This window comes from Sphingomonas soli NBRC 100801 (genome assembly GCF_001591025.1).
GTDB lineage: Bacteria > Pseudomonadota > Alphaproteobacteria > Sphingomonadales > Sphingomonadaceae > Sphingomonas > Sphingomonas soli.
Genome location: NZ_BCTZ01000016.1, coordinates 38,712 through 51,127, shown reverse-complemented (window position 1 = coordinate 51,127; position 12,416 = coordinate 38,712). Strand labels below are relative to the sequence as shown.

Genomic DNA, 12,416 nt, shown 5'->3' with positions numbered 1-12,416 from the left:
CAGCTTCCGCTGGGATGACGGAATTTGGAGTTTCTGAAATGCGCGCCGAAGCGCAGGCATATGTCGACAAGATCAACGATGCGCTGGCGCTGTTGCGCCGGTTCCTCGACTGGGACCGTGCGCTTCGCCGGCTCGACGAACTCAACGCGCGCGTCGAGGACCCGACGCTGTGGAACGACGCCAAGGCCGCGCAGGATGTGATGCGCGAACGCCGTCGGCTGGACGAGGCGATCTCGGCCACCCGCGCGATCGAGACCGAGCTCTCGGACACCGCCGAGCTGATCGAGATGGCCGAGGCCGAGGGCGATGAGGAGATGGCAAGCGAAGGCACTGCGGCGCTCGCCGCCCTTGCCGAACGCGCCGACAAGGACAAGGTGATGGCCCTGCTCTCGGGCGAGGCCGACGCCAACGATACCTATATCGAGATCAATTCGGGCGCCGGCGGCACCGAGAGCCAGGACTGGGCCGGCATGCTCCAGCGCATGTACACGCGCTGGGCCGAACGCCACGGCTACAAGGTCGAGCTGATCGATTTCCATGCCGGCGAACAGGCAGGGATCAAATCGGCGACTTTGCTGATCAAGGGCGAGAACGCCTATGGCTATGCGAAGACGGAAAGCGGCGTGCACCGCCTCGTCCGCATCTCGCCTTATGACAGCGCGGCGCGCCGCCACACCAGCTTCTCGTCGGTGTGGGTCTATCCGGTGATCGATGACAATATCGAGGTCGAATATAACGAAAGCGACCTGCGCATCGATACCTATCGCGCATCGGGTGCGGGCGGGCAGCACATCAACACCACCGATTCGGCGGTGCGCATCACCCACATCCCCACCGGGATCGTCGTGCAGTGCCAGAACCAGCGTTCGCAGCACAAGAACAAGGCGGAGGCGTATAACCAGCTCCGCGCCCGCCTTTACGAGCGCGAACTCGCGATCCGCGAACAGGCCGCCAATGCAGAAAACGCGACCAAGACCGATATCGGCTGGGGCCATCAGATCCGCTCTTATGTCCTCCAGCCCTATCAGCTGGTGAAGGATCTGCGCACCGGGGTGACTTCCACTGCGCCGTCGGATGTGCTCGATGGTGCGCTCGATCCGTTCATGGCGGCGGCGCTGTCGCAGCGCGTCACCGGAGAGACGGTCGAAGTGGAGGATGTCGATTGAGGCTTGCCCTGACGTTACCGTTGCTGCTTGCGCTCGGCGCATGCGACGGAGCGTCGCGTACGCCGCAGCAAAAGGCTGAGCCGCACACCGGCTTTCCCGCCGCCGACCGTCCGGTCGCGACCATCGTTTCGGCGCGCTGGTCCACCGAAGAGGCGCGCGACCGGCTGAACGAAGCCGAGCAGGTGATGGACCTTGCCGGGGTGAAGCCCGGCATGACCGTTGCCGATATCGGCGCGGGCGAAGGCTATTACACGATCCGCCTGGCGCAGCGCGTCGGCAGCGAAGGCCGCGTCGTTGCCGAAGATATCGTGCCCGAAGTGCGCGATCAGCTCGCCACGCGCGTGCTGCGCGAAAAGCTCGACAATGTCAGCGTGCGGCTGGGGCTCCCCGCCGATCCGCGCCTGCCCGAGGCAAGCTTCGATCGCGTGCTGATGGTGCACATGTATCACGAGATTGAGAGCCCCTATGAATTCCTGTGGCGGCTCCGCCCGTCGCTCACGCCCGACGGCCAGGTGATCGTCGTCGATGCGGACCGGCCGACCGAGAATCACGGAACCCCGCCCGATCTGCTCAAGTGCGAGTTCGCCGCGGTGGGCTATGGTCTGGTGTCGATGCGCTCGATGCCCTCGGCCGGGGGCTATATCGCGATCTTCGCGCGCAACGGCGAGCGCCCCGAACCGGGCACGATCAAGGCCTGCCGCAGCGGCAAGACCGCAACCCCAGCGGCAATCATCAAGGATGCCGGCAAGAAGGACGAGATGCCCTAAGGCCGCAGATCGTCAGGGCTTTTGCCCATAGGACGCGTATTTCGCCGCGATCCCCGCGTCCATCGCATTGGCTGCGGCAATGTCTGCGTCCCCCTCAGCCCTGCGCCCGAGCTTGCGCGCGGCAACCCCGCGCCCGAAACGCGCCGAGGCCATTTTTGCGTCGCCCTTCACGGCCTTGTCATAATGCGTCCAGGCGTCCTGCCAGCGCTGTTGCTGGAGCGCGACAAGCCCGGCGCTGTCATGGGTGTTGGCCTCCGGCTTCAGCGCCAACGCCTTGTCGCACTGCGTCCGCGCCGTATCGAACTCGCGCTTCAGATATGCCGCGCGCGTCCAGCAGGCGGCATTATAGCCGCCCGCATATCGGGGTGCCCGCCGGGTCAGTTCGTCGAAATCGCGCAGCGCTTCCTCGTAGCGCTTGAGATCCTGATACAGATAGCCGCGCTCCTGATAGGAATCCGCCAATTCGGGGTCCGCAGCGATCGCGCGGCCGAAATCGGCGATCTGCGCTTCCGGCGGCTGTTTCAGCGCGGAACGGACGATCGCCCGCAGATAATAGGCCCGCGCGCGGAGACGGCTGTGAGCGATTCCGAGCGAAAGCCCCTTGTCTATGTCGGCGAGCGCAGCCGGCCAGCGATTGTCGCTTCCCTGGATCCGCCCGCGCACCACATAGGCGCGTCCGTTGGCGGCATTGAGCCGGATCGCCAGCGTCACCGCAGCGGTGGCGCCCGCCTTGTCCTTGGAGAGGAGCAGCGCCTCGGCGAGGTTGGCCTGCACGGCGCTCCGCCACGCGGGGCTGAGCGGCGGGACGCCCAGCGCTGCATCGAGCCGGGCGCGCGCCGGGTCTTGCGGCGTCTCGCCGATCGCCGCGGCTTCCTTCAGGTCCGCGAGCGCCTCCGCCACCCTCTCGCCGGCCAGCCGCGCTTCGCCGCGCACTGCCAGCGCCAACGCGCGCGTACCATCGGAAAGGCCGCCGGCATTGATCAGCTCGCTGCACGCGGCCACGTCCTGCTTCAGGCAGCGCTCCTGATAGATCCCGCGCACATAGTCGGACATGCGCCCCTGCGCCGCGGCCGTGCCGCTCACCGTCAGCGCCAGTAGAACTACTGCAAATCGGATCATAAGTCCCCCGGTTCTCAGGGGAAAGCTATCATTAGCGAAGAGGTTGGCAACTGCCGTCAGAGCCACCCCAGCGCGCGGAAGCTGGTCACGCCGTTGCGCGTCATCACCAGATGATCGATCAGCCGGATGCCGATCCCGTCGAGCGCGCGCGCCAGACGGCGCGTCGCCTCGCGATCCGCGCTGCTCGGCGTGGGATCGCCGCTCGGATGATTGTGCGCCATCACCACCGCCTGCGCATCGAGCGCCAGCGCGTCCGCTGCGATGGTGCGAATCGGCAGGTCGAGATAGCCGGTCAGCTCGGAATGGAGCTGGCGCATCCCCAACACGCCTTGCGCGCCGTCCAGATAGACAAAGGCGGCCGTTTCGTGCGCATGGTCGAGCAGGGGCTCGAAGAAGCGCTCCGCTTCCGCCGGCCCGGCGATCCGCTGCTGCGGCAAAGGCGGGTCGGATCGCTGCACGCTTTCGTAGCTGGCAGGCCCTGCCGCCCGGCCGAAGCGCAACTGGCTCGGCTTCGGAGCGATGTTTCTCCACAATGGAGGTAATCAGCCCGCTTGGCGTGCCGCGGGCGGGCGGCTAGGCTCGCCGGATGCGGCAATATCTCGACCTGATGGAACGTGCGCTTAGCCAGGGCGTGGAGACGATGGACCGCACCGGCACGGGCACGCTCAGCGTGTTCGGCCATCAGATGCGCTTCGATCTGACGGATGGCTTTCCGCTGCTCACCACCAAGAAGCTGTTCACCCGCGCGATCATCGTCGAATTGCTCTGGTTCCTGCGCGGCGACACCAATGTGCGCTGGCTGCAGGAGCGCAAATGCTCGATCTGGGACGAATGGGCCGATGAGAATGGCGATCTCGGCCCGGTCTATGGCAAGCAATGGCGCGATTGGGAGACGGCGGATGGCCGTCATATCGATCAGATCGCCGAATTGCTGGAGACGATCAAAACCAATCCCGGCTCGCGCCGCCAGGTCGTCAGCGCGTGGAACCCCGGCGAGCTCCACGCCATGGCGCTCGCGCCCTGCCACTGCCTGTTCCAGACGCACGTCGCGAACGGCCGGCTCAGCCTCCAGCTCTATCAGCGCTCGGCGGACATCTTCCTCGGCGTGCCGTTCAACATCGCCAGCTATGCGCTGCTGACAATGCTGCTCGCCCAGCAGGCGGGGCTTGAGCCCGGCGAGTTCATCTGGACCGGCGGCGATTGCCATCTTTATTCGAATCATCTGGAGCAGGCGCGCGAGCAACTGGCGCGCACGCCGGGGCCGCTCCCCCGCCTCGAAATCCTGCGAAAGGCTCCGAGCATCGATGCGTATGAATATGAGGATTTCGTGCTGACCGGCTATGAAGCGCAGGCGCATATCAAGGCGGCGGTGGCGGTATGACGCGCCGGCTCCTCCTCACTTTCGCGCTCCTCCCCCTCGCTGGCTGCGGCGCGAAGAACGAGACGCCCAAGGTCCAGTCGGTCGAGGTCGTGAAGACGATGCCGCATGACAGCCTGGCCTTCACCCAGGGGCTCTATTTCCAGGACGGCGCCTTGTTCGAGGGCACCGGCGAGGAAGGCACGTCGGGCATCCGCAAGGTGGTGCCGGATACGGGCGAGGTCGTGGCGCAGAACCAGCTCGACAACGCCTATTTCGGCGAGGGCATCGTTGGCTGGAAGGACCGGATCTACCAGCTCACCTGGAAGCACCAGAAGGGCTTCATCTACAACGCGAAGGATCTCAGCCCCGTCGGCGAATTTGCCTATAATGGCGAAGGCTGGGGCCTCACGCATGACGGCAAGTCGGTGATCATGAGCGACGGCAGCGCCACGCTGCGCTTCCTCGATCCCGATACGCTCGCGCAGAAATCCACCCTCGCGGTCACCGCCAATGGCTGCCCGGTCAGCCAGCTCAACGAGCTCGAATGGATCGACGGCGAGATCTGGGCGAACATCTGGCGCACCGATCTGATCGCGCGGATCGATCCGGCATCGGGCAAGGTGAAGGGCTTTGTCGACGTCACCGCGCTCGGCCCGCCCACGCCCAGCGAAGACGAAGTGCCCAACGGCATCGCCTATGACGCCGCCACCAAGCGCATCTTCGTCACCGGCAAGATGTGGCCCCAGCTTTATCAGGTGAAACTGAGCGATGCCCCGCCCGCGGGTGCCGCCAATGACGCCGCGGCTGCGCTGATGCGCTGCTGAGGCTGCTGTCTCGCGCCACAGAGTTGCACGATTCGCAGGAAAAGTGGGGAAGCCAAGCGATGACCGGGCCGCGAATCATCTTCCACCTTGCCCGCGCCGACAATGGCGTGATCGGCCGCGACGGCCAGCTCCCCTGGCACCTGCCCGCCGATCTCAAGCGCTTCAAGGCGCAGACCATGGGCAAGCCGATGGTGATGGGCCGCAAGACCTTCGAGAGCTTCCCCAGCCCACTGCCCGGCCGCCGCCACATCGTGCTCACGCGCGACGCCCGCTGGCAGGCCGAAGGCGCCGAGGTCGCGCACACGCCCCAGGAAGCGCTCGCGCTGGCCGGAGACGGCGATATCGCCGTGATCGGCGGCGCGGAGATATTCGCGCTCTTCCTCCCCGTGGCAGACCGTATCGAGCTGACCGAAGTGCATGGCGAACACACGGGCGACGCTACCGTCCCGCCCTTTGGCCTTGCATGGCGCGAGGTGGCGCGCGAGGATTTCGCCAGCGAAGCGGGGCGCCCCGCCTACAGCTTCGTCACGCTGGAGAGGATGCCATGAAGAAGATCCTATGGGGTTTGGCCGGATTGCTTGTGCTGGCCGCCGTCGTCTTTTTCGGCTTCCTGCCGGGTATCGTCGAGGGCAGCATGAACAAGGTGGTGCCGGGCAAGCTGCCTGCGGTCACCGCCGAGACCCGGAAACTGCATGACAGCCTGGCCATCGCCGACATGCATGCGGATACTTTGATGTGGCGGCGCTCGATGCTGGAACGCTCGAACACCGGCCAGGTCGATCTGCCGCGCCTGCTGGAGGGCAATGCCGCGCTCCAGATCTTCTCCTCGGTCACCAAGACCCCCAAGGGCCAGAATTACGATTCGAACAGCGCCGACACCGACAATATCACGCTGCTGACCATCGCGCAGATGCAGCCCCCCGCCACATGGCGCTCGCTGCTCGAACGGTCGCTCTTCCACGCGCGCAAGCTCGATCGCGTCGCGGCGGGCTCTGACGGCAAGCTCCGCGTGATCCGCACCCCGGCCGAGCTGGACGCGCTGCTCGCCGATCGCGCCGCGGGGAAAAGGGTCGTCGGCGGCATGCTCTCGATCGAAGGGCTTCAGGATATCGAGGGCCAGATCGCCAATCTCGACAAGCTCTATGATGCGGGCTTCCGCATGGCGGGTCTCGCCCATTTCTTCGACAATGAAGTCGCCGGCTCGATGCACGGCGTGCAGAAAGGCGGGCTCACCCCGCTGGGGATCCAGGCGCTGCGCCGGATGGAGGCGCGCGGCATGATCGTCGATATCGCGCATTCCAGCCACACCGCCGTCGCCCAGATCCTCGCCATGGCGAAGCGCCCCGTCGTCTCCAGCCATGGCGGCGTGCAGGCGACCTGCAAGGTCAACCGCAACCTGACCGATGAGGAGATAAAGGGCGTAGCCAAGACCGGCGGCGTGATCGGCATCGGCTTTTGGGACGCCGCGATCTGCGGTACCTCGCCCGCCGATGTGGTCAAGGCGATCGCCCATGTCCGCGATCTTGTCGGCGTGGATCATGTCGGGTTGGGCTCGGATTTCGACGGCGCGGTGACCACCGGTTTCGATGCCTCGCAGCTTTCCGCGATCACCCAGGCGCTGGTCGATGCCGGCTTCACGCCCGACGATATCCGCAAGGTGATGGGCGGAAACACCCTCCGCGTGCTCCGCGCAGGGCTCGCGCCGCAATCCTGAGCCGCAACGCAAGAAAGACCGTCACCCCGGACCTGTTCCGGGGTCCACCAGGCGGCTTCGCGATGCGCTGGAGCCTCTTGCTTTCCGCTTCCGGCAGGGTGGGCCCCGGAACAGGTCCGGGGTGACAGACAGTTTGCTTGGGCGGCTATCGCCCCTATAGCCCCGCCATGGAGCGGCTCGACGGCGGCTCGGCAGTCCCCGCGCAGTTTCGCGGGGGGATCGTCGCGCTGGGCAATTTCGATGGATTTCACCTGGGCCACCAGGCGGTGGTCGGCCGTGCCGTGGCACAGGCCCGCGCGCAGGGCCGCCCGGCGCTGGTCGGCACCTTCGATCCGCATCCCAAGCGCTATTTCCAGCCGCAGACCGAATGGTTTCGGCTGACCAGCATGGATCAGCGCGCCGCCTTGCTGGCGGATGCGGGCGTCGATGCGATGCTCGTCTTCCCCTTCGATGCGTCGCTGGCGGCGCTCAGCGCGCGTGACTTCGCCGTCGAGCGGCTGTCGGAGCGGATCGGCGCGGCGGGCGTGGTCACCGGCGGCGACTTCACCTTTGGCAAGGGGCGCTCGGGCGACGTCGCCACGCTCGCCCGGCTCGGCGACGAACTCGGCTTCGTGGCGGAGACGGTGCCGCCGGTGATGCAGGGCGGCTGGGTGGTATCCTCCAGCCGCATCCGCGAGCATCTCCGCTCCGGCCAGCCGCGCGAGGCGGCGGCGTTGCTCACCCGCCCCTTCGCGATCCGCGGCGTGGTGGAAAAGGGCGCGCAGCTAGGCCGCACGCTCGATTATCCCACCGCCAATATGCGCCTCGCCAATTATCTGCGGCCGGCCTACGGCATCTATGCGGTGCGGGGGACGCTGGCGGACGGGCGCGTGCTCGATGGCGTCGCCAATCTCGGCATCCGGCCCAGCTTCGAGCCGCCCGAGGAATTGCTGGAAAGCTTCTTCTTCGATTTCTCCGGCGATCTATATGGCCAGACGATCGAAGTGCAATTGATCGATTATCTTCGCCCCGAAGCGAAGTTCGACGATCTCGCCACGCTCAAGGCGCAGATGGATCTCGACGCAGCCCGCGCCCGCGAATTGCTCGCCTAGCCCCGAACCTCAGCCCGCACCCAGACCCAGCCGCTCGCCCGCCGCCAATTGCTGCTGCATGCGGATCAAGCGCAGGCGGACCCGGTGCCATTTGCTCATATCGTCCCAGCGCGATTCGGCCATGGCCGCCTGGATATGCTCGTCGATCCGCTGCAGTCCGCGCGAATCGGGGTCCATCAGATATCGCTGCGCCAGCACGCCGATTTCATCACCGATGCTCGCTGGCCGCCCCCGCTCTATTTTCTGGAACATCGACAATCGACGCGCCTGCGCGAAACTTGTTCCACAAGTTCGTGGTTAACCGCGCCGGACCTAACATCCGCTTTGAAAATCGGCCCGTTTACTCTAGTTCCGCCGCACCCATGACCGACCAGACCGACACCGCGCGCGATTGGCGCGACACCGTCTTCCTGCCGAAGACCGATTTCCCCATGAAAGCCGGGCTCGCCGCCAAGGAGCCTGCGATCCTCGAGCGCTGGGCGAAGATCGGCCTTTACGCAAAACTGCGCGAGCAACGCGCGGGCCGCGAGCGCTTCCTGCTGCACGATGGCCCGCCCTACGCGAATGGCGACATTCACATGGGCCATGCGATGAACAAGATCCTCAAGGACATCGTCGTGCGCTCGCAGACCTTGCTCGGCAAGGACGCGCCCTATGTGCCCGGCTGGGACTGTCACGGCCTGCCGATCGAGTGGAAGGTCGAGGAAGCCTATCGCGCCAGGAAGCTCAACAAGGACGAGGTCGACCCCGTCGCCTTTCGCGCCGAATGCCGCGCCTATGCCGAGAAATGGGTGGCGGTGCAGCGCGGCCAGTTCGAACGGCTCGGGATCATGGGCGATTGGGACGATCCCTATCTGACCATGAAGTTCGACGCCGAGGCGACGATCGCCGGCGAATTGCTCAAGTTCGCCGAGAGCGGCCAGCTCTATCGCGGCGCCAAGCCGGTGATGTGGTCGCCGGTCGAGAAGACCGCCTTGGCCGAGGCCGAGGTCGAATATGAGGACATCACCTCGACGCAGATCGACGTGGCGTTCGAGATCGTCGAGGCGCCGAACGCGCCCGAACTGGTCGGCGCGCATGCGGTGATCTGGACGACGACGCCGTGGACGATCCCCGTCAACCAGGCTTTGGCTTATGGGCCGGAGATTGAGTACGCTCTCGTCGAAGTCACGCCGCTATACGTGATGGAGACAGCCGAAGACCGAGCGTTTCAGGCCGCATTGGATGCGCTCGGCACTGGTGCAAGACGTTTCATCATCGCCGAGGTCTTGATCCCGGCTTTTCAAAAACGCCTTGAGAGCCAGTACCGTGGCCTGAAGCTCGAAGGTCACGTAACGCCCAAGTTGCACGCGCTTGAAGTCGATCATCTTCCGCGCTCAGACGGCTCCATTGATTCGTTTAAGGGCTCGCAGCTCGCCGGCGCCGTCGCCCGCCACCCCATGCACAAACTCGGCGGCTTCTTCGCCAAGCCGCGTCCGTTCCTGCCCGGCGATTTCGTCACCACCGACGCCGGTACCGGCCTTGTCCATATGGCACCCGACCACGGCGAGGACGACTTCCTGCTCTGCAAGGCGAACGGCATCGATCCGGTCTTCGCGGTCGATGGCGGCGGCATGTACCGGCCAGATTGGCTGTGGCTGGGTGGCCAGGGCAGCGTCATCAACAAGAAGTTCGTCGCGCCCGATGGCCCGATCTGCACTGATCTGCGCGAAGCGGGCGCATTGCTCGCCGCGACCGAGGATTTCACGCACAGCTATCCGCATAGCTGGCGGTCCAAGGCCAAGATCATCTTCCGCGCCACCCCGCAATGGTTCATCCCGATGGACAAGCCCGCAGGCGAGGCCGTGGTCGATGTGCCCTCGCCGCTCGGCATCGGCATGCCCATGTCGACCGGCAACGGGCCTACGCTCCGCGAACTCGCCGTCGACGCGATCGAGACCACGCGCTGGGTGCCCGAGCGTTCGATCAACCGCATCCGTTCGATGGTCGAAGGGCGCCCGGACTGGGTGATCAGCCGCCAGCGCGCATGGGGCGTGCCGATCGCGCTTTATGTGAACCGCGCGACCGGCGATTACCTCCGCGATCCCGCCGTCAATGAGCGCATTCTGGAGGCCTTCCGCGCGGGCGGCGCCGATGCGTGGTTCGCCGCCGATCATCAGGCGCTGCTCGGCCCCGGTCATGCGCTCGCCGACTATGAAGTGATCACCGACATTCTCGACGTGTGGTTCGATTCGGGCTCCACCCACGCCTTCGTGATCGAGGCGCGTTACGGCGAAGGCGTCCGCGCCGATCTCTATCTCGAAGGATCGGACCAGCATCGCGGCTGGTTCCAGTCCTCGCTGCTGGAAGCCACCGGCACGCGTGGCCGCGCGCCCTATGATGCGGTGCTCACCCACGGCTTCGCGCTCGACGGCAATGGCCGCAAGATGAGCAAGTCGCTCGGCAACGTCGTCGATCCGTTGAAGGTGATCGGCGAAAGCGGCGCGGACATTCTGCGCCTCTGGGTCGCGCAGACCGATTATTTCGACGACGTTCGTGTCGGCAAGGAAGTGCTGGCGGGCACTGGCGACACCTATCGCAAGCTGCGCAACACGTTCCGCTATCTGCTGGGCGCGCTCGACGGCTTCACCGATGCCGAGAAGCTGCCCGTCGCCGAAATGCCCGAGCTGGAGCGCTATGTGCTGGCAAAGCTGGCCGAGCTCGATGCCGAGCTGCGTTCGGCGGCGGACGCCTTCGAGTTCAACCGCTACAGCCGCGCGCTCACCGATTTCGCGAACGAAGACCTCTCGGCCTTCTTCTTCGATATCCGCAAGGATTCGCTTTATTGCGACGCCCCTTCGGATCCGAAGCGCCGCGCCTATCGCACGGTGCTCGACATATTGTTCCACGCTTTGGTCCGTTACGCCGCGCCGATCATCAGCTTCACCGCCGAGGAAGTGTGGCAGGCGCGCTATCCGAGCGAGGACGAATCGGTGCACATGCTCGAATGGCCGGTGCTGCCCGAAGGGGCAGCGACCAGCGCCGATTGGCCCGCCATCCGTTCGCTGCGCCAGACGATCACCGAAGCGATCGAGCCCTATCGCCGCGAGAAGAAGGTGCGCTCCAGCCTTGAGGCCGAAGTCACCGCGCCGAACCTGCCGGGCGGCGTCGATCTGGCCGAGCTGTTCATCGTCGCGTCAGTGGGCGAAGGCGATAGCGTCACGGTGACGCCCACCGATCGCCATAAATGCGGCCGTTGCTGGCGGCATCTTCCCGAGGTTGCAGAGGATGGTTTGCTGTGCGACCGATGCAGCGGGGTGGTGGAACAATGAACGCGAAAGTTTTGGTCACGCGCTGGATCGGGCTGCTTGTCGCCGCCTTGGTGTTCCTGTTCGACCAGCTGACCAAATGGTATGTGACCGGGCCGCTGGGGCTCAATGTACAGGGCGACAGCATCACCTTGCTGCCGATCTTCGATCTCCAGTTCGTCAAGAATGTCGGCGTGTCGCTGGGGCTGCTGCCCGCGAGCGGCGAGTTCATGCGCTGGGCGCTGGTGGCGCTGACCGCGGGTATCGCGGCGGGCGTCGCCTGGTGGATGGCGAAGGAAAAGAAGCTGCCGGACGTGATTGCGCTCGGCATGGTGCTGGGCGGCGCGGTCGGCAACATCCTCGATCGCGCGCGGCTGGGCTATGTGGTCGATTTCGCCGATTTGCATTTCGGCACATGGCGTCCGTTCCTGGTGTTCAACGTCGCCGATGCGGCGATTACCATCGGGGTCGTCATCCTGTTGTTCCGCGCGCTCTTCGTGCGTGATAAGACGGCGCAAGAATCTGGTGCGCCCGCTGTGGAGAATGAAGTCAATGCGTAGAATCGTCCTTATCGTATCGGGCATCGCGCTCACGGCGTCGCTCTCCGCTTGCAGCAAGGGTGGGCTGAACCGCGTCCGCCCCGATGAATTCGCCGTCGCGCGCCAGGCACCTTTGGTGATTCCGCCCGATTTCAGCCTCGTTCCCCCCGCTCCCGGCGCTCCCCGCCCCCAGGATGTAAATCCCGCCACCCAGGCCAGCGAAGCCATGTTCGGTGCGCCGGCGCCGCGCAGCCCTTCGGAGAATGCCACGCTCGACGCTGCGGGGCGCACCAGCGCCGATGGCAGCGCGCGCAGCACGGTGGGAAGCCCCGGCACCAACGTCGTCGACAAGGGGACGACTACGCGCGACATCGTCGCCGCGCCGGAGGGCAATGGCCGCGACGCGAGCACCAGCACGCCGCAATAAGCGCGAGCGAAAGCCATCAAGAAAAGGGCCGTCCCGGCACGGGGCGGCCCTTTTCGTTTCTACATTTTCATCGGCGCAACTTCGGCCGCGCGCAAAGAAAGGGGCCGTGAGGCCGGCCTCCC

At 65.6% G+C, this 12,416-nt stretch carries 13 protein-coding genes; 10 read left to right on the top strand and 3 right to left on the bottom strand.

The features are described 5' to 3' along the window. Positions 1-38: 38 nt before the first annotated feature. Together prfB and SSO01S_RS12705 are read left to right on the top strand one after the other, a co-directional pair. Complete coding sequence (prfB, locus tag SSO01S_RS12710; protein ID WP_066799286.1) at positions 39-1,166, top strand: peptide chain release factor 2; 1,128 nt, start codon at positions 39-41, stop codon at positions 1,164-1,166. Beyond that, on the top strand, positions 1,163-1,933 hold the full coding sequence (locus tag SSO01S_RS12705) for a class I SAM-dependent methyltransferase (protein WP_066799280.1): 771 nt from the start codon (positions 1,163-1,165) through the stop codon (positions 1,931-1,933). The genes prfB and SSO01S_RS12705 overlap by 4 nt, the downstream gene beginning before the upstream one ends. A gap of 12 nt (positions 1,934-1,945) precedes the next feature. Here the strand turns inward: SSO01S_RS12705 and SSO01S_RS12700 are convergent, their stop codons facing one another. Beyond that, on the bottom strand, positions 1,946-3,052 hold the full coding sequence (locus SSO01S_RS12700; RefSeq protein ID WP_066799278.1) for a tetratricopeptide repeat protein: 1,107 nt from the start codon (positions 3,050-3,052) through the stop codon (positions 1,946-1,948). 56 nt (positions 3,053-3,108) lie between these two features. After that, a complete protein-coding gene (locus SSO01S_RS12695; RefSeq protein WP_066799421.1) occupies positions 3,109-3,510 on the bottom strand; it encodes a JAB domain-containing protein in 402 nt (133 codons plus the stop codon). Between the two features lie 128 nt (positions 3,511-3,638). Here SSO01S_RS12695 and SSO01S_RS12690 point away from each other — a divergent pair, with 128 nt between their 5' ends. The 5 genes from SSO01S_RS12690 (at position 3,639) to SSO01S_RS12670 (ending at position 8,041) form a co-directional block, all read left to right on the top strand. Continuing rightward, positions 3,639-4,433, top strand: a complete 795-nt coding sequence (locus SSO01S_RS12690) for a thymidylate synthase (RefSeq protein WP_066799275.1) — start codon at positions 3,639-3,641, stop codon at positions 4,431-4,433. Further along, positions 4,430-5,236: a glutaminyl-peptide cyclotransferase gene (locus SSO01S_RS12685; RefSeq protein WP_066799274.1), complete on the top strand. Its 807-nt coding sequence runs from the start codon at positions 4,430-4,432 to the stop codon at positions 5,234-5,236. Before SSO01S_RS12690 ends, SSO01S_RS12685 begins: the two co-directional genes overlap by 4 nt. A 59-nt stretch (positions 5,237-5,295) precedes the next feature. After that, positions 5,296-5,784 carry a dihydrofolate reductase gene (locus SSO01S_RS12680; protein WP_066799273.1) on the top strand — a complete coding sequence of 163 codons (489 nt, stop codon included), beginning with the start codon at positions 5,296-5,298 and terminating at the stop codon, positions 5,782-5,784. Then, positions 5,781-6,950, top strand: a complete 1,170-nt coding sequence (locus tag SSO01S_RS12675) for a dipeptidase (RefSeq protein WP_066799272.1) — start codon at positions 5,781-5,783, stop codon at positions 6,948-6,950. Before SSO01S_RS12680 ends, SSO01S_RS12675 begins: the two co-directional genes overlap by 4 nt. Before the next feature lie 167 nt (positions 6,951-7,117). Then, positions 7,118-8,041, top strand: a complete 924-nt coding sequence (locus SSO01S_RS12670; protein ID WP_066799270.1) for a bifunctional riboflavin kinase/FAD synthetase — start codon at positions 7,118-7,120, stop codon at positions 8,039-8,041. 9 nt (positions 8,042-8,050) lie between these two features. Here the strand turns inward: SSO01S_RS12670 and SSO01S_RS12665 are convergent, their stop codons facing one another. Then, positions 8,051-8,293: a hypothetical protein gene (locus SSO01S_RS12665; protein WP_066799268.1), complete on the bottom strand. Its 243-nt coding sequence runs from the start codon at positions 8,291-8,293 to the stop codon at positions 8,051-8,053. A 110-nt stretch (positions 8,294-8,403) separates the two neighbouring features. Here SSO01S_RS12665 and SSO01S_RS12660 point away from each other — a divergent pair, with 110 nt between their 5' ends. From SSO01S_RS12660 to SSO01S_RS12650, 3 genes are read left to right on the top strand one after another with little or no spacing between them, the layout of a single operon-like run. Then, positions 8,404-11,352 carry an isoleucine--tRNA ligase gene (locus SSO01S_RS12660; protein ID WP_066799265.1) on the top strand — a complete coding sequence of 983 codons (2,949 nt, stop codon included), beginning with the start codon at positions 8,404-8,406 and terminating at the stop codon, positions 11,350-11,352. Continuing rightward, positions 11,349-11,888 carry a signal peptidase II gene (gene lspA, locus SSO01S_RS12655; RefSeq protein WP_066799263.1) on the top strand — a complete coding sequence of 180 codons (540 nt, stop codon included), beginning with the start codon at positions 11,349-11,351 and terminating at the stop codon, positions 11,886-11,888. The genes SSO01S_RS12660 and lspA overlap by 4 nt, the downstream gene beginning before the upstream one ends. Continuing rightward, positions 11,881-12,294 (top strand): DUF3035 domain-containing protein, encoded by a 414-nt coding sequence (locus SSO01S_RS12650; protein WP_066799258.1) that lies wholly within the window; start codon positions 11,881-11,883, stop codon positions 12,292-12,294. The genes lspA and SSO01S_RS12650 overlap by 8 nt, the downstream gene beginning before the upstream one ends. Positions 12,295-12,416 lie beyond the last annotated feature (122 nt).